Source organism: Dysgonomonas mossii DSM 22836 (genome assembly GCF_000213575.1).
Taxonomy (GTDB): Bacteria; Bacteroidota; Bacteroidia; order Bacteroidales; family Dysgonomonadaceae; genus Dysgonomonas; species Dysgonomonas mossii.
On record NZ_GL892005.1, the window covers coordinates 281,995 to 299,802 of the forward strand.

Here is a 17,808-nt window from a genome sequence, read left to right on the forward strand (position 1 = left end):
TTTTTATATAAGTCCTGTCAACCTTTGTAGGTTGAGGCAATCGAATGATTGATTACATCATTCCGCCCATTCCGCCACCCATTGGAGGCATTGGAGCAGGGTTTTCTTCTTTCTTGTCAGCGATGATGCACTCTGTAGTTAAGAACATACCTGCAATAGAAGCTGCGTTTTCAAGAGCTACACGAACCACTTTAGCTGGGTCGATAACTCCGGCTGCATTCAGATTCTCGTAAACATCTGCACGAGCGTTGTAACCGAAATCAGCTTTTCCTTCACGTACTTTCTGTACTACAACAGCACCTTCTTTACCGCTATTGGCTACAATCTGACGAAGAGGCTCTTCGATAGCACGCTTAACGATTTCGATACCAGTAGTTTCGTCTTCGTTTTCACCTTTTAGGTCTTCTAGAGTGCTAATAGCACGGATGTAAGCTACACCACCTCCGGGAACTGTACCTTCTTCGATAGCTGCACGAGTTGCAGAAAGAGCATCGTCAACACGGTCTTTCTTTTCTTTCATCTCTACCTCTGATGGAGCTCCTACATAAAGAACAGCTACACCTCCTGCCAATTTAGCAAGACGTTCTTGTAGTTTTTCTTTATCGTAGTCTGATGTTGTTTTTTCCATTTGAGCTCTGATCTGAGATACACGAGCAGCAATAGCATCTTTCTCTCCAGCACCATTTACGATAGTCGTATTATCTTTATTGATAGTTACCTTGTCAGCAGTACCAAGCATGTCGATAGTAGCAGCCTCAAGTTTGATGCCTCTCTCTTCCGAGATTACGATACCGCCTGTAAGGATAGCGATGTCTTCAAGCATTTCTTTACGACGATCACCAAATCCTGGAGCTTTAACAGCAGCAATCTTCAATCCTGCACGAAGACGGTTAACTACCAGCGTAGTCAATGCCTCAGAGTCGATGTCTTCTGCAATGATTAGCAATGAACGACCTGACTTAAGAGCAGATTCAAGAATAGGAAGAATATCTTTCAATACTGAAATCTTCTTGTCGTGAATCAAGATATATGGGTTTTCAAGATCAGCTTCCATTTTCTCTGTATCAGTTACAAAGTATGGAGAGATATAACCTCTGTCAAACTGCATACCTTCTACTACATCCACGTAAGTTTCTGTTCCTTTTGCTTCTTCAACAGTGATTACTCCTTCTTTCTTCACCTTACCCATAGCTTCAGCGATCAGCTTACCTATCGTTTCGTCGCCGTTAGCAGATATCTTAGCTACATGCTCTATCTTTTGTAGGTCATCGCCTACAGCTATAGCTTGAGACTTGATGTTTTCTACTACTTTTGCTACAGCTTTATCGATACCACGTTTCAAGTCCATTGGATTTGCTCCTGCAGTAACGTTTTTAAGACCAACGCTAACGATAGACTGTGCCAATACAGTCGCAGTAGTAGTACCATCACCTGCGTCGTCGTTTGTTTTAGAAGCTACTTCTTTTACAAGTTGAGCTCCCATATTCTGGAATGCTTCTTCCAGTTCTATTTCTTTTGCTACTGTTACACCGTCTTTTGTGATGTGAGGTGCACCAAATTTCTTTTCGATGATCACATTACGACCTTTTGGTCCAAGGGTTACTTTTACTGCATTAGCTAATGCATCAACACCTTTTTTTAGCTCGTCGCGAGCATCTATATTAAACTTTATCTCTTTAGCCATAATATTATAATTATATTAATTAAAACTGTTAGCATTAAATAATTGCAAGAATATCAGATTGACGCATAATAAGGAAAACTTCACCGTCAAGTTCTACTTCTGTTCCGGCATATTTGCCATAAAGAACCTGATCTTTTGGTTTTACGATCATATCTTCGTCTTTTGTTCCGTTGCCTACTGCAATAACTTCACCTTTTAGAGGTTTTTCTTTAGCTGTATCCGGAATAATGATACCTCCCACGCTTTTTTCTTCGGCTGCAGCCGGCTTAACAAGCACTCTGTCTGCTAATGGTTTAATACTCATGATTCTTAAATTTTTAATAGTTATATATTAATTTATTTTATGTATTCTGTTTAGATATTAGCGAAATGCGTGCCAAAATATATTTCTGTCAAAACAGCAGAATCGTAGAAATGACAAACTGACAAGTAGTCATTTTCGCTCGTATTATCCTATCAAAATAGCGATAGTTATTCTATAACAAAGATGATGGTTTCTTCTGTCGGCGCCCAGTCATATACAAATTTCGCATGCGATGTTGCATTGCGCACACACATGTGCGAACGAGGTGTAGTACCTAGCGAAGGGCTATATTCAATGAATGTGGTACTTGGCGCATTCACAGGAATACCGTGTATATATCCTCCGTTTGTAAAGCGATTGGCATAAGGAGCAAAGCCTCCTGTTTTGGTTGTGCCATCGACAAGGAAAAACATTTTTACTTTTTTCTCCTGAAGAACAAATAACCCCAGTGGGGTTTCTTGCTGATATGGGGGTTTATGCAAACCTGTTGTGGCAGGGTTCATACTTCTTACAATCCATTTTTTATCTACTTTTTCGAGGGTGACAATATTTTCATTGTTGCGATCAACAAATATTGCATGTTTAAATTGTACGGTATCATGAATTGGTTTTACATATTTTTGAGGAACAAGCCACAATTTTTTGGAGTCCGTTGTGGTTATTTTTCTAAAGCTCCCGACATTGTCTTTAAATAGTTTTACCAATGCTCCATCTCTGCCATAACGTTCTCCTGTAACAGTATCGGTAGGAAGAAATAGAGGAATCCCCTGAAATCTTTCTACCCCCAATGTGTCGGCAATGCGTTTGTATTCATTCCTTTTATATTTTTTTACTAGAGGAGCTTCGCTATTGTTATTCCGATAATTCTGTAAAATGCCCCAGGCAAAGAATTCTTGTTGAAAGTTTTCGAGAATAGCCAAGCCTTGTTTGATCTTCTCCCACTGAAACTGCCGTGTTGTATCGCGATATGGGTATGTGTCTTGCAGGGTGTATTTATCGTAAAGAAAATCCTTCTCTATGATAATATCTTTGGCTTTTATCCTCTGCATTTTTTGTGCATTCTTCATCAAGAGAGAATCCTGACGTAATTGGCTGAGAAATGAGTCTTGTCCGGTTTTTTCGGAACAAGAATTAAATAAAAATAAACAAACGAAAAATAAAGAAATTGTTGTCGCTTTCATCAAAACGTAAAATGTTTCTTGAAGTTTATATGATATAATTTAAATACCAATATTTCATTTTTTGTCACATATGATACAAACAATAAAAATGCGTGATTGTTCGATGTTTATATCTACACATAAAACAAAAAGTAACAAAGGTAACACTTATTTGCTTCATTTAGAGTGTCACTGTTTTTATATCGAACCATCTCTTTATGAGATAAATTTAATCGTTCAAAATACAAAATAGAAGAAAGCAAAAAGTAGCAGTAACACGTCTTTCGCCTTTAAGTATTAAGTGTTAAATAAGTAAGATTATGAACTATTTACTTATCTTTGCTTGATATTTACTTAATACCTCTTATTAATGAAAAAAATCATATTTCTCTTTTTATCAGCCCTTGCAATCTTATTCGTTTCTTGTCAGGGTAATTCTTATTCCATAGAAGGAAAGTTTTCGGATAATTCATTCGACACCAAAGTTGCATATTTACAAAAAATAGATAGCATCAATTCTCAGAAAGCAACAGTAATCGACTCAGCAACGATCTCTGATGGGAAATTCAGTTTTAAAGGAACAGCCGATGAGCCGATGATGGGGTTTGTTTCTGTAGGCAAACTAGAGAATGCAGAGAATGATACACCAATAGGTACACTGATATTAGAACCGGGGAATATCAAAATTACATTTGATAAAACAAACGTAACTCTTGGAGGAACACCCAAGAATGACGAGTTTAATAATATACACAAGGTAATGAACTCTCTTACCGATAAGATATCTAAAATTACGCCTCAGGATGCAAACAACCCTGCAATAAGAGCAGAAGTAGATACTTTGCAAAAACAATTGCAAATGTCGACCTTCAATTTTGCAAAGGCAAATATTTCGAATAAAGCCGGTGAGTTTTTATTTTATTCGTCAGCAAAATCATTTAGCAAAGATCAACTAAAAGAATTGATAGCTGCCAGCGACAGCACATTCCGAAACAGAGATGAGATCAAGGCATTGGTAAAAGAACTGGACAGAGTGAAACCTGAAGTAGGTAATCCATACAGTGATGCTCAATTGTTAGATCAAAGTGGACAGATGGTATCCTTGTCTGACTATGTAGGCAAAAATAAATTAGTCTTAATCGATTTTTGGGCTTCATGGTGTCAGCCATGTATTCAGGAAATACCAAATCTTATAAAGACTTATAATGCATACAAATCTAAAGGTCTTGAAATTGTTGGTATATCGGTGGATGATGACAAGAACAAATGGGCTGCAGCCGTACAAAACTATAAAATGACTTGGGTACAATTGGCAGATGCAACAACAATGGCTTCACAATTATACGGAGTGCAAAGCATCCCGCATACATTACTTATAGATCAAAATGGTGTTGTTATAGCCACTGATCTAAGGGGTAAAGAATTGGAAGATAAAATAGCTGAAATCCTAAAATAATCTTTAAGGCATAAACAATAAGGGTTTTATCTTTGTTTTAAACGTAACTTTTAAAAATTAAGATATACTATTTATTAACCACTATTTTGATTGAGAATGAAGAAAATAATTTTGTTTCTTGCAGCAATTGCAATATTTGCTACATCTTGTGTAGAGAAAGATGCTTTTACCATTAAGGGTAAATTGCCGAATGGTACGTATGACGGACAACAAGTATATCTGAAGACTTTGGATGAGAACTGGAAAGACCTCGTAGCTGTTGACACTGTAGATGTTGTTGACGGAGAATTTGTTTTCAAAGGACTAGCCAAAGATGGTGCAAAAATACATTTCATCTCATTGGATGATGCGCCTGACAATATGAACAGACCTGTTTTGGTGGTAGTGGAACCCGGACAGATAGAAGTTTCTTTGGATAGCATTTCTACAGTAAAAGGGACTCCTTTGAATAATGCTTGCCAAGCGTTTAATACAAAGAGCGAGGCTATACAAAATGAAATGATGTCTATCTCTTCCAAGTTGAGGGACGATTCAACGAATACAGGCAATAAAGCTGAACTTGAAAAACAGTATGAAGACAAATATAATGTTTGGACAAAAGAGACTTTCAACTTTGTAAAAGAAAATATAGAAAACCAACTGGGAGTTTATTTCTTATCTCGCAACTTTTATCGCTTCTCTGCCGAGCAGCTTAATGAGCTTATCCCGTCTATTAAACCTGAATATAAGTCTATAGCCAGGATACAAAAGGTGGAAAAAGTAGCCAAAGCTCTTGACGCAACGTCTGTAGGGAAAACATTTACTGATATAAAAGGTAAAACTCCGGAAGGAAAAGATATAGCTTTAGCAGATTTTGCTGGTAAAGGAAAATATGTCTTGGTAGATTTTTGGGCTTCATGGTGTCCTCCATGTCGTGCCGAAATGCCAAAACTTGTAGAACTTTATAAGCAATACAGTGCCAAAGGGGTTGAGATAGTAGGTATTTCTTTAGATAAAACAAATGAAGATTGGGTGAAAGGAATCAAGAACCTGAACATTACATGGCCTCAAATTTCAGACCTTAAATTTTGGGATAGTGAAGGTGCTGCAATCTATGGTGTGTCTTCTATTCCTCACTTGATGTTGTTAGACAAAGATGGTAAAATATTAGCCAGAGGTCTGAATGCTGAAGAAGCAACTAAAAAGATAGAGGAACTCTTGAAATAACAAAAGAGCCGATCATAAATAAAAAAGCCTGTTTGCAAAAACAGGCTTTTTTGTTACTCAATAGTATTTTATAATACGCTCTTTATTTTTTCGATCTCGTCATCTATATCATTCCACTCGTTGTCGCCCACTTTAGCCCCTATCTTTTGAATTACGTATGCTGCCAATAGAGTCCCTATTTGCCCACTGATAAAAAGTGAGTAGTTTTGTATCAGTCCGTATATAAATCCGGCTGCATATAGGTCTCCTGCTCCCGTTGTATCTACACAGTTTACTTTGTATGCGGGAACAAATATCTTTTCGTCTCCTTGTTGTATCCACGATCCTTTGTCTCCAACTTTCACGATAGCTATATCTGTTTGTTTAGCTAATAAAGAGACGGCTTCTTCGGCTTCTACATTCAATAGGGCTTTTGCTTCCTCTTCGTTCGCAAAGACGATGTCTGTGTACGTAGGGATGATGTCTAGAAGAAATTGACGGTTTGCTTCCACTACATTATAACTGGCAAGGTCAAGTACAACTTTTGCCCCGGCTTCTCTGGCTAATTCGATTGCTCTACGGATCAGCGCATGGCTTTGTACCAGATAACCCTCAATATAGAAATACTTATAACCTTCAAAATCGGCTGTTTTAAGCTCTTCTGCATCCAATAGGGCAGCAGCACCTAAGTATGTGCCAAAGGTACGCTCTCCGTCCTTAGAGATGAACGTAGATGCAACACCCGAAGGTTCATCAACCTCGGTCAGGTGAGATTTGATTTTGTATTTATTTAAATCCTCCTTGAAGAAGTTTCCATAAAAGTCTTTTCCTACCTTTCCCATAAAGCCGGTTTCGATTCCCAAACGGGCTAATCCTACAATTGTATTCGATGCCGAACCGCCTGATATAATATTCTTTTTTAATTTATTTATTTCGCCCGATAATATTTCAAACTTCTTGTCATCTATAAGCTGCATGCTACCTTTCGGTAGTTCAAGGAGTTCTAACATCTTATCGTCTTCTATAATTGCCAAAACATCCACTAAGGCATTGCCCATTCCTAATACTTTTGCCATTCTTCTTCGTTTTTTTTTGCAAAGATATTGCATAATTCAGAAATAAGGTCTATTTTTGCGTCACTTTTGAGAGAAACAAACACTCTTCCTTAGCTCAGTCGGTTAGAGCATCTGACTGTTAATCAGAGGGTCCTTGGTTCAAGTCCAAGAGGAAGAGCAAAATAAACAAAATTTCTTCCAAAAGTATATTCTTCCTTAGCTCAGTCGGTTAGAGCATCTGACTGTTAATCAGAGGGTCCTTGGTTCAAGTCCAAGAGGAAGAGCAAAAAGAGTTACATGAAAATGTGACTCTTTTGCTTTTTATATAGATACCTCAAATGATTAATCTTTCAATAACAGAAGAGACTGAAGATTTAAAGAGAATCTGACTCCTGCTGTTTTGTAATCGAAGTTGTTGAAAGAAGAAAATACACCCATCCCAAACAGTCTTGTAATATTTATTGAATAGCCGATCTCTGAATAGAATTTTATATCGGGAGTATATAATGTCTTAAAGTGCAATCCTTCAAAAAATGGTTTCCCTTGTAGAAACGAGAGGCGTTTCAGTAAAAAATATTGACTGGCATAATTGAATGAAAGTGTAACCCAGTAATGGTTTGCCTGCAATTCATAATTATCGAGCAAAAGAAATGAATCGAACAACGATCCTAAGTTGAAGACAAGGTCGGGCGCACCATAAAACTGGTAATCGGCAAAGTGTAGGTTTTTTCTAGGACCAACAAAAGCTCCTGCCTCAAACTTATAGTCTAGTTTGTCGAAATAATTTAACCGGATATTTTGCACAGCACCGCCTTTTATTTTTCGATATTGTGAGTTGTTTGTTTGCCAGGAAGAGAACCCCTCTTCATATTGGAGATGAAAAACAAGTGGCGGTTCATTATTCTGGATTGTATAGTTTGCAAACGGAACATAAGACATTCCCACAGAATAATATGTTCTGTCGAAACGCTTATCTGGTTTTATATTAGGTGTAATATTATTCCTTTTTATAATCGTAAAATCTGTATTATTATCTAGGCCTGCCCGTCTTTCAATTCCAAGTCCGACTGTTAACTTTAATTTTTTTGTCAGATCTATATCATTATCTACTGAGATGTAATCCTTCTGATAGAAAGAATTGTAGTTTTTACCCAAAAACAAAGAACTGAAATAGTTATTATATCGTGTTATGCTTAAGCTATTGAAATCAGCAGTATGAGAGCCGATAGAGAAATTCAATTTTCCTGATTTTTCGGGTAAGTAATTAAAAGTAAAGTCGCTTCCCCCGATAAGCCGATGTCTTGCTGTTGTATAGTATATGTAAGGGCTGATTTCGAGCTGTTGATTTTTGTCTATTTGCGATTTGAGATAAAAGCGATTTCCCAGCCAGAAACCATCCACATAGTTATAATCTCTGAATATCATTTTTACACCACCATATCTCAACGACCACTTACTAGAGTCATTTCCCAAAAAGTAATCTCCCAGCATCGCCTTTCCATACCAAGGCTTAGATGCTATTCTTTCTTTTAACCTAAAGCGATCGAGAATCTCCAATCGTTCTGTATGTACAGGAAACATTCTTATACTATCCCAAAATGTGGAGTCTTGTGTATAAGCATCCTTATTAAATATTATTTTGTCATTAATTTTTGGTCGTTCATCTCCTCTGATTGTAACACCTTTTCCTTCTCCACCATTATTTATCTTATTATATTTTAGAGATGTCAGATATGTAACGTTTCCTTTATTCCCTAATATATTGATGCTTATATCGGTTTGATATGTAATAGGAAAGTTAGGATGACCGTCAATCGTCTGATATGTAATTTGATTAACAGTCTCTAGGCCTTGGAATTTTCTATACAACTTAGCACAGGTTATATTGCCGTCATCTGTAATGTACAAGTCGCCATTCAGTAATTTATAATCATCATATCGTGGAACAACCTCTATCTTGTTGATAACTTTATCATCTTCCAAGTAATAGCCTTTATATTTGAATTTATAATAAGACGATACTCTTCTCCCTAAAGGAGAAATACTACCATTGAACCAATCGGAAAATATAGATTCACTTAGAAGCCCTATAGCTCCTCTTGTATTCATCGCATCAGCTATATTTCCGGTGTATCCGTTTACTTGAATTTTGTAGCTATCGGGTGCTGTATATTTTACTGCACAATTGATTTCCTGATGTATGATCTTATTCTCGAGATCGGAGACGTTTACATTTTCTATTTTTTTTACAACTGTATTTGTGAGCTCTGTTATTCTGGTTAATGTTAAGTTACCTTTGATGTAGGCATCAGCATTGTACGATGTATAAGATGCAGCTTTTCTTGCCACTTTGTTTAGTATATCGTTGCCTGTCAGTTCTATTTTCCTGTCAGTATTTTGATATTCATAGAATGGATATGGTATGAGTGTAATCTCTACTTCACACGCTTTATCCTTTTGAATAGAAACAGACTGTTTCTGCGTTTTATATCCTATCTGTTTATAAACAAACGTGTAGTCTCCCGGTGGAAGATTGAGCTGGAATAATCCCTCATTGTTGGTCATCAACCCCTTTTTTTCTTCTTCTATATAGATAGAAGTATATGGTACACCGACTCCTGAGGAATTTTTGACAAAACCTTTGAGGTATTGGGAAAAGACCTCACATGGGTATAAAAATAACACAAAAACAACTAAAGCAAGGGTAAGCTTCATTCTTTGATTTCCATAATAAACTATCACCCTTCAAAATTAATATTATTGTAGGATCAAAAAACTTTGCTTATTGTCAATCTTATTCAACAAGAGAAATTATAACATTTTATCACATTTTTGTGACAATAAGAGATCAATAAGACTTGCTTTGAAATGTAGTCTGGTGTTTATTATAAATCAGTGTAGTTCGGAATATCAGATAGGTAACTGAATGACTGTTTGTCATAGTCCATTATGCAGCAATAGTGATTCAGACCATTCGACACAATCAGATATTTAACTTTCAATACGATGTTGTATCTTACAATCTGGTCGAAGACTTGTTGTGTAATCTCTACATCCGGCGCCTTATATTCAATAATCATCAGAGGTGATAAATCACGATTATATACTACCGAATCGCAACGTTTTTTCAGCTTGTTGAGATCAATCTGAATTTCGTTTGCAATTAAGGCTGCGGGATAGCCTTTTTCTCTTAACAAAAAATTCACAAAGTGTTGCCTGACCCACTCTTCGGGTGTTAGTGCTACAAACTTACGCCGCAAGGGGTCTAAGATAGAGAGTTTTCCACCTATCTTTTTTACATTTATACCGAAGGACGGTAAATTTAACTCTAACATTTGCTACCTTTGTTAAATCCGCATATCAAACAATAAGGGATAGTGCTTGTTTATTAGACGAACAAAAGTAGAATTTATATGAAAACAAAACAAGAAATTGTAGCAAATTGGCTGCCACGCTACACGAAAAGACCAATCGAGCAATTTACAAAATATATACTATTAACCAACTTTGCCAAATACGTAGAGGTTTTTGCACATCACTTTAATGTCCCTATTCTAGGATTGGATGGCAATATGCCAAATGCTTCTGCAGAAGGAATTACCATTATAAATTTTGGCATGGGTAGTGCCAATGCTGCCACTATTATGGATCTGTTGAGTGCTGTAGAGCCCGAAGCCGTACTTTTCCTTGGAAAATGTGGAGGGCTGAAAAAGCATAATAATTTAGGGGATTATATATTACCGATAGCAGCTATCAGAGGAGAAGGAACATCTAATGATTATCTTCCACCTGAAGTGCCGTCTCTACCTGCTTTCAGCCTTTTAAGATCGGTGTCCTCTACGATACGTAACCATAATAAGGATTACTGGACAGGGACGGTATATACTACAAACCGCCGAGTATGGGAGCACGATGATAAGTTTAAGGAGTATCTTCTTCAGATACGAACTATGGCTGTAGATATGGAAACCGCAACACTGTTTACTTGCGGCTTTGCAAATCAGATACCCACAGGGGCATTACTCTTAGTGTCGGATCAGCCAATGATTTCTGATGGTGTAAAAACCGAAAAAAGTGATAACATTGTCACACAGAATTTTGTAGAAGAACATGTCATAGTGGGTATCGAATCGCTAATGACTTTAATTAATAACGGAGAAACAGTAAAACACCTACGCTTCGAAACATGGTAACATTTGAGCAGATAGTTACAGAGATTAAAGCACGAAAGTACAGACCTGTATATCTTTTTATGGGTGATGAACCTTATTATATAGATGAGCTTACGGATATGTTGACTGAAACCGTTTTGCCTGAAGAGGAACGCGATTTTAATCAGAGTATACTGTATGGGATGGAAACGAATGTTACAGCCGTGATAACAATGGCTCGCAGTTACCCGATGATGTCGGATCATCAACTCATTGTAATCAAGGAAGCTCAAAACCTAAGTAAAATAGAGGAACTCGAAGTATACGTAAAGAACCCGCTAAAATCTACTATACTTGTTCTCAATTATAAAGGGGGCTCTCTTGATAAACGCAAAAAGCTATATGCCGAGATAGACAAAATGGGAGCGATTTTTGAGTCGAAAAAAATACCGGAGTATAAGATTCCGGCATTTATTACTTCCTATATATTATCAAAAGGTTTGAGCATCGATCAGAAATCTGCACAGATGCTGTCTGATTATCTGGGGAATGATTTGAGTAAGCTTACGAATGAGATCGCAAAGCTGTTAATAGCTATACAGCCCGGGCAGATGCGTATTACGGCAGACCTTATTGAAGAAAATATAGGCATCAGTAAAGATTTCAATAATTTTGAATTGCTAAATGCGATTATAAATAAAAACATATTTAAGGTAAATCAGATTGCCGACTATTTCGAGAAGAATCCGAAGAACAATCCGATGATTATGACCATGTCGGTACTTTTCAACTTCTTCAGCAACCTGATGATTTGTTATTGGGCTAAAAATAAAACAGAGCAAGGGCTTGCCACCGAACTTGGACTTAGAAATCCCTATCAGGCTAAAGACTACGTTATTGCCTTGAAGAATTATAATGCATTTAAGTGCATGGAAATTATCGGTCTCTTACGTATATACGATGCCAAATCAAAAGGCGTTGATAACAACTCTGCCCCTGACGGGGAATTACTGAAAGAATTACTATATAAAATAACTCACTGAATTTGTACATTATGGGAAAGAGAATAATAACATCATTACTTGTTTCGCTATTTGTCTCTATTTCATTGTTTGCTGATGAATATATTGACAAGCAGACGTACGTGTATTCTGTAAAAGATGGTAGCTCATTGAAGCTGGATAGATACTATCTTAAAGATGATGAAGCAGTAGCTGTAAAGGTTACCCCTTGTATTGTTTTTATGTTCGGAGGCGGTTTTGCAGCCGGCGAACGTGACGGAGAACAGTATGTGGACTATTTTCATAAGTTGGTAGAAAAAGGATATCAAGTTGTATCTATCGACTATCGCTTAGGAATGAAAAATATTGGTGATGGCTCGCAGATCGACCCAATGCGTTTTGCTGCATTATTGACCAACAGTATAACGATGGCTGTAGAAGATCTTTTTGATGCAACAACCTTTGTATATAATCATGCTGATGATTGGAATCTCGAAAAAGATGAATTTATTACGAATGGTTCGAGTGCCGGAGCTGTTGCCGTTCTGCACGGAGAATATGCAATATGCAATAAAAGTAAGCTTGCAGAGAAACTTCCTCAAGGATTCAATTATGCCGGAACAATTGCTTTTGCCGGAGCTATCTTTAGTACAAGCGGAGATCTGAAATGGCAAACAGCACCATCGCCTATACAGATGTTTCACGGAGATGCCGACAGAAATGTTCCATTTGATAAAACAGAAATGCTTCAGGTTGGGCTGTATGGTTCGAAACATATTGCAAAACAGCTTCAAGAATTGAATACTCCATATTATTTCTACAAAGTAGAAAATGCTGCACATGAAATAGCCGAACGTCCGATGAAAGAGAACATAAATGAAATATGCTCATTTATTGACAAGCTGATCATAGGCAAAGACAACTTGATGATAAATACAGGTGAGGTAGAAATCGGTAAGCCGGAAATGAAAAAAGATTTTGAATTAATGGATTATATAAAAGCTAACTTTGGAGGATAGTCTTTTAAACATAATTTCATCTTATACAAACTCGTCGGGAAGATTTACTAAGTACAGTTTCTTCCCGGCTCGGGTAATTGCCGTGTAGAGCCAGCGATAAAAGTTTATTCCTAAATGTTCTTCCGAAATATAGCCTAAATCAAGAAAGACGGTACTCCATTCTCCCCCCTGTGCCTTATGACAGGTGACAGCATAGGCAAATTTTACTTGTACAGCATTATAGAAAGGGTCGGTTTTGAGCTTTTTCATTTTCCCTGCCTTTGTAGATATGTCAGAGTAATCTTCTAATATATTTAAGAATAATTCTTCTGCACGCTCACGGGGTAAGCCCGAAACATCAGAGTAAAGCGTATCCATAAGTATCTTGATTTCGAACTCTATATCATAATCGAGGCTTCTAACCAAGACGTCACAAAAGCGGAATCCATACAATTCTTGTTCACGGCGAACACGAAGCATTTCTACTATTTCGCCATTCGCTAAGAAATCAATTCCTTCTATGTTTTCTGTCCAATAATAATTGTTTTTGGTGATCATCAGCATATCTCCCGCCGATAATTCCTCCTCTCTGTATAGAATCCTGTTGCGCACCCCCTGATTATAGATATTGCATCGCTTATTAGAGCGGGAAACAATCATTGTATTGTCTAGCCCTTCTCTATCATAAGATGCGGAAATCTCATCGATAAGGTCTTCTCCGTTGATGCGTACAATATCGTTAAAATTATCGAGAAGGAGTTTGGGATATGCTCCGGTTTCTCCTTTGCTTAGGAGGTTACGTATATTCGTAGCGTTGTATAGGATGCCCGAGCTTTCAGCTTGTCGCACTATCTGTGAGAGCATAGCCTCATAAATATCGAGTCCGTAACCTTCGAGTACTGCCGTTTGCAGGGCAGGACTATCTTCTTCCATAACAGGTGGCAACTGTGCCGAATCGCCAATAAGCAATAAGCGGCAGTTTTCGCCTGAATAGACATAATGGATCAGATCATCGAGCAGATGCCCTGTACCAAAGAAGGATGCATCCATTCCGCTATTGCTGATCATAGAAGCTTCATCTACAATAAAAAGAGTGTCTTTGTGTAGATTGTCCATCAGTCCAAAGCTTCCGAAGTCTCCTGCATATTTTTGTTGTCGGTATATTTTCTTGTGAATGGTAAAAGCCGGATGGCTGGCATAAGATGAAAATACTTTCGCTGCTCGTCCTGTAGGTGCTAGTAATACTGTTTTTTGCTTAAACTCAGTCATTGTTTTTACTAAGGCTCCGAGCAAAGAAGACTTTCCCGTTCCTGCATATCCCCGCAACAAAAACAGAGTCTCTTCTTTTTGCAAAAATAAGAAGTTTACGATCTTCTCCAAGGCTTCATTTTGTTGGCTTGTTGGTTCGAATGGGAAATTCTCTATTATTTTACTGCGGAAGAAATCATTGATCATAGCGGAAGGAAATGGTGAATTGAAGATCAAAAATAGCAGATAAAAATATCTTTTTCTAACTTTGTGTATAGAAATACCAAAATATGTTTTTACCCGAAAGTATAGACCTCGGACAATCAGATAGATATGTGTTATCGATACGAATAACGTCCTATAGCTTTATGTTCTCTATTTCAGATCCTGAGACAAAAGAGAATTATTGTCTGCGTGAAACATCCTTTTCGATGAGCGATAACCTTCTGGCAAATATTCAACGGATCATTTTTGATTTTAATTTTCTTACGCAGGAATTTAAGCAGACAAATGTTGTCTTTGTTTCATCAAGCTATGATCTGATTCCTGCCCGATATTTTGATATTAGGGATAAAGAGCATTTGTATAATTTTACGCATGTTGAGAAAGCAAGCCATCTATCTACGGGTTTTATCAAAAATCAGGATGTGACTACATTGTTTAATTTGAATAAAGATATTTTTGACTTTCTATCCAGAAGCCTTTGGGCTCCGCACTTTTTTCATCATACAAATTTGCTTATCAACTACTTTGAAGATAAAAACAAGCTTACAGGGAATGCTTCGAGAATGTATTTAAATTTTCACGATAATTTCCTTGATATTATTTGTTTTACCGGGCCAAAGTTGGTTCATAGCTTAACGTATACCAATGAACAAATAACAAACCAGCTATATTATATTCTTAAACTTTGGGAGCAATGCAGGTTCAGCCAATTAGATGATTATCTTTTTATAGTCGGGAATCCCGATCTCCAATTGGTGAAACTTCTGCAACAGTATATAAAGAACATTGAGCAACAGAATATTTCGAGTGAAATTTTCTTGTGGAATGAAGATGCTCAAAAAGCTCCATTAGACTTACTAACATTATCATTATGAGAATAATCAGTGGGAAATATAAAGGTCGTAGATTTGATCCTCCCAAAAGTTTCAAGGCACGTCCTACAACAGATTTTGCAAAAGAAAATATATTCAATGTCCTGAACAACTCTATAGACTGGGAAGAAACTACAGCCTTAGACCTTTTTGGTGGTACAGGTAGTATTAGTTTCGAATTGGTTTCGCGAGGGTGTCCACGTGTTGTATGTGTAGAGAAAAACTTTGCGCATGCTTCATTCATCGAAAAAACAAAAGCAGAATTGCAAATACAATCAGAGCTGATGCTCTCCAAGATGGATGTATTTAGTTATTTGGTGCATTGTAAAGAGAAGTTTGATTTTATCTTTGCCGATCCTCCTTATGATTTAAAGCATTTTGAAGATGTGCCTAAACTTGTATTTGAAAAAGAATTGATAAAGCCGGGAGGAATATTTATTCTTGAGCATTCTAAGGATTATAATTACTCTAACCATCCGTTATTCGAAGATCAACGGGTATATGGAAGTGTGAATTTCAGCGTATTTAGGAATGGTTCTATATAAAAAAGAAAAGGTTGTCATCTCGACAACCAATCTTCATTGTTAACCTTAAATCTAATACCATGAAAAACACAGTACAAAGATAGTATATTTTTTATGTTGTAAAACATATTGTATAGTTTTTTTTAATCATTTTTTTCTATATTATAATAAATGTATATTATAACGTATAATCAACGTTATGTAAAACAATAACTTAGCATACTATATCCAAATAATAACTATTTTATAAATCTCTCAAAATCTTCCTGTAAAGACTTTATTCGTAAATATTGTTTAATACTAATCAGATAGAATAGGGGATGCTTTGTTTTGTAATATGTTTTATGTGTGTTATTTACCTGTTTGTTTTGTGGTAAATCTTTTCCTGAATTTATGCTCGATGAAAAATTCAGTGTCGAGAAAGGAGGTTTTAAATTCTATATCTATAGAACGGATACTATATAAAAAAGAAAAGGCTGTCATCACGACAACCAATCTTCATTGTTAACCTTAAATCTAATACCATGAAAAACACAGTACAAAGATAAGTGAATTTTTATGTTGTAAAACATGTTTGACTATTTTTCTTTACATGTTTAACTCTATTTAACTTATTCGATGCTGTCTGGTAGTTCTTTTTGAGCCTTAACACCTAGATCTTTAAGCATTTCGGCCTGTCGTATAAGATTTCCATTGCCTTCTTTCAGTTGTGATAGAGCTTTATCGTATGCTTTCTGAGAACGTTCTATGTTTTTCCCTACATCTTGGAGCGTTTCTACAAAGCCTGCAAACTTATCGTATAAGGCAGCTCCTCGTTTGGCTATCTCTATGGCATTGCGGCTTTGGTATTCACGTTTCCACAGGTCGGCTACGACTTTCAACGAGGCTACCAAGTTTGTAGGACTTATCAATAAGATCCGTTTACGATATGCATAATCCCACAAAGTAGAATCGAGCTGCATCGCTAATATATAAGCCGGTTCGTTAGGGATAAACATCATTACAAAATCGAGAGACTCTACATAGTCTTGATATGCTTTTTGGCTCAGCTCATCAATATGCTGCCTTACAGAAGTAATATGTTCTTTTTCCGCAGAGATTTTTACTGCATCTATTTCAGCCTCTACATACTTTATATATGCACTCAAAGATACTTTCGAGTCTATAATGATTTTTCGTCCACCTGGATAAACAACTGTAACATCGGGTTGCATATATTTATTTTGCGTGTTCTGAATACGAGCTCCATTTTCGTCGGTAATAAATTCCTGAGTAAAATATTCTTCACCTTTTTTGAGTCCCGATTTCTCTAATATAGACTCCAAAATCATTTCGCCCCAGTTGCCTTGTATCTTATTACTGCCTTTCAATGCTTTCGTTAAGTTGTTAGCATCTTCGCTTATCTGATTATTCAGAGCAACCAGATCTTTTATGCGTTCTTCGAGCGAAAAACGCTGCTTCGATTCTTTATCGTAAGTTTCTTCTACTTTTACCTTAAACTCGACTAGTTTTTCGTTCAGGGGTTTCAGTATAGCCTCCATATTCGCCTTGTTCACATCGGTAAAGCGAAGCGTTTTTTCTTCCAATATCTGTGTAGCTAATATTTGGAAATCTTTATTTAGCTGAGTACGGGTATTCAATAACTCTTCTTGCTGAATGCGTAATTGTTCCTCTCTGGACTGTAGCAAAGCTTTATTTTCTGCAATCTCTTTCACATGCTCTAATTGAGCCTTTTGTAAAGACTCCTTATCCCGAGTTAAGCGAACAACTTCTTCCTTTAGTTCAGATTCTCTCTGCTTATTGTTTCTTTGGATTAAATAAACCACAATTGTAGCCAGGATCAATATTACACCGGCATAAACTAATTCCATATTGATTTGTTTTAAAAGAAACGGAAAGTTATTTAAAAGATTCCCTTTAACAAAATTTGCCTCAAAAAACTTGT

At 36.7% G+C, this 17,808-nt stretch carries 15 protein-coding genes and 2 tRNA genes; 9 read left to right on the forward strand and 8 right to left on the reverse strand.

Translation table 11 applies throughout. The features are described 5' to 3' along the window. Positions 1 to 52: 52 nt before the first annotated feature. From groL to HMPREF9456_RS04770, 3 genes are all read right to left on the reverse strand, one after another. Positions 53 to 1,684, reverse strand: coding sequence for a chaperonin GroEL (groL, locus tag HMPREF9456_RS04760; protein ID WP_006842333.1), 1,632 nt, complete (start codon positions 1,682 to 1,684; stop codon positions 53 to 55). A 34-nt stretch (positions 1,685 to 1,718) separates the two neighbouring features. Further along, entirely contained in the window at positions 1,719 to 1,988 is a 270-nt protein-coding gene (locus tag HMPREF9456_RS04765) for a co-chaperone GroES (protein WP_006842334.1), read from the reverse strand. 167 nt (positions 1,989 to 2,155) lie between these two features. Next, complete coding sequence (locus HMPREF9456_RS04770; protein ID WP_006842335.1) at positions 2,156 to 3,169, reverse strand: L,D-transpeptidase; 1,014 nt, start codon at positions 3,167 to 3,169, stop codon at positions 2,156 to 2,158. A gap of 349 nt (positions 3,170 to 3,518) precedes the next feature. On the opposite strand from HMPREF9456_RS04770, the gene HMPREF9456_RS04775 reads away from it, so the two are divergent. Both HMPREF9456_RS04775 and HMPREF9456_RS04780 read left to right on the forward strand, forming a co-directional pair. Continuing rightward, a complete protein-coding gene (locus tag HMPREF9456_RS04775; RefSeq protein WP_006842336.1) occupies positions 3,519 to 4,604 on the forward strand; it encodes a TlpA disulfide reductase family protein in 1,086 nt (361 codons plus the stop codon). 96 nt (positions 4,605 to 4,700) lie between these two features. Continuing rightward, positions 4,701 to 5,810 carry a TlpA disulfide reductase family protein gene (locus tag HMPREF9456_RS04780; protein WP_006842337.1) on the forward strand — a complete coding sequence of 370 codons (1,110 nt, stop codon included), beginning with the start codon at positions 4,701 to 4,703 and terminating at the stop codon, positions 5,808 to 5,810. A 68-nt stretch (positions 5,811 to 5,878) separates the two neighbouring features. Here HMPREF9456_RS04780 and HMPREF9456_RS04785 read toward each other — a convergent pair whose 3' ends face one another. After that, entirely contained in the window at positions 5,879 to 6,865 is a 987-nt protein-coding gene (locus HMPREF9456_RS04785; protein ID WP_006842338.1) for an adenosine kinase, read from the reverse strand. Positions 6,866 to 6,948: 83 nt separating this feature from the next. Between HMPREF9456_RS04785 and HMPREF9456_RS04790 the strand changes: the two genes are divergently transcribed. Together HMPREF9456_RS04790 and HMPREF9456_RS04795 are read left to right on the forward strand one after the other, a co-directional pair. Then, positions 6,949 to 7,022: transfer RNA gene (locus HMPREF9456_RS04790), tRNA-Asn, on the forward strand. 32 nt (positions 7,023 to 7,054) lie between these two features. Beyond that, positions 7,055 to 7,128: transfer RNA gene (locus tag HMPREF9456_RS04795), tRNA-Asn, on the forward strand. A 58-nt stretch (positions 7,129 to 7,186) separates the two neighbouring features. Here the strand turns inward: HMPREF9456_RS04795 and HMPREF9456_RS04800 are convergent. Continuing rightward, on the reverse strand, positions 7,187 to 9,559 hold the full coding sequence (locus HMPREF9456_RS04800; RefSeq protein WP_006842339.1) for a DUF5686 family protein: 2,373 nt from the start codon (positions 9,557 to 9,559) through the stop codon (positions 7,187 to 7,189). Between the two features lie 170 nt (positions 9,560 to 9,729). Further along, positions 9,730 to 10,179, reverse strand: a complete 450-nt coding sequence (locus HMPREF9456_RS04805) for a type I restriction enzyme HsdR N-terminal domain-containing protein (RefSeq protein ID WP_006842340.1) — start codon at positions 10,177 to 10,179, stop codon at positions 9,730 to 9,732. 78 nt (positions 10,180 to 10,257) lie between these two features. Here HMPREF9456_RS04805 and HMPREF9456_RS04810 point away from each other — a divergent pair, with 78 nt between their 5' ends. From HMPREF9456_RS04810 to HMPREF9456_RS04820, 3 genes are read left to right on the forward strand one after another with little or no spacing between them, the layout of a single operon-like run. After that, a complete protein-coding gene (locus HMPREF9456_RS04810; protein ID WP_006842341.1) occupies positions 10,258 to 11,037 on the forward strand; it encodes an AMP nucleosidase in 780 nt (259 codons plus the stop codon). Continuing rightward, the gene (holA, locus tag HMPREF9456_RS04815) at positions 11,031 to 12,038 is read left to right on the forward strand and encodes a DNA polymerase III subunit delta (protein ID WP_006842342.1); all 1,008 of its coding nucleotides are present in this window, start codon (positions 11,031 to 11,033) and stop codon (positions 12,036 to 12,038) included. The genes HMPREF9456_RS04810 and holA overlap by 7 nt, the downstream gene beginning before the upstream one ends. Before the next feature lie 11 nt (positions 12,039 to 12,049). After that, a complete protein-coding gene (locus tag HMPREF9456_RS04820) occupies positions 12,050 to 13,015 on the forward strand; it encodes an alpha/beta hydrolase (RefSeq protein ID WP_006842343.1) in 966 nt (321 codons plus the stop codon). Positions 13,016 to 13,036: 21 nt separating this feature from the next. Here the strand turns inward: HMPREF9456_RS04820 and HMPREF9456_RS04825 are convergent, their stop codons facing one another. After that, complete coding sequence (locus tag HMPREF9456_RS04825; protein ID WP_006842344.1) at positions 13,037 to 14,449, reverse strand: ATP-dependent DNA helicase; 1,413 nt, start codon at positions 14,447 to 14,449, stop codon at positions 13,037 to 13,039. Between the two features lie 83 nt (positions 14,450 to 14,532). On the opposite strand from HMPREF9456_RS04825, the gene HMPREF9456_RS04830 reads away from it, so the two are divergent. Then, positions 14,533 to 15,342, forward strand: coding sequence for a DUF3822 family protein (locus HMPREF9456_RS04830; RefSeq protein ID WP_018074779.1), 810 nt, complete (start codon positions 14,533 to 14,535; stop codon positions 15,340 to 15,342). Then, on the forward strand, positions 15,339 to 15,884 hold the full coding sequence (locus HMPREF9456_RS04835; protein ID WP_006842346.1) for an RsmD family RNA methyltransferase: 546 nt from the start codon (positions 15,339 to 15,341) through the stop codon (positions 15,882 to 15,884). Before HMPREF9456_RS04830 ends, HMPREF9456_RS04835 begins: the two co-directional genes overlap by 4 nt. A gap of 590 nt (positions 15,885 to 16,474) precedes the next feature. On the opposite strand, the gene HMPREF9456_RS04840 is transcribed toward HMPREF9456_RS04835, so the two are convergent. After that, on the reverse strand, positions 16,475 to 17,734 hold the full coding sequence (locus HMPREF9456_RS04840) for a DNA recombination protein RmuC (protein WP_006842347.1): 1,260 nt from the start codon (positions 17,732 to 17,734) through the stop codon (positions 16,475 to 16,477). Positions 17,735 to 17,808 lie beyond the last annotated feature (74 nt).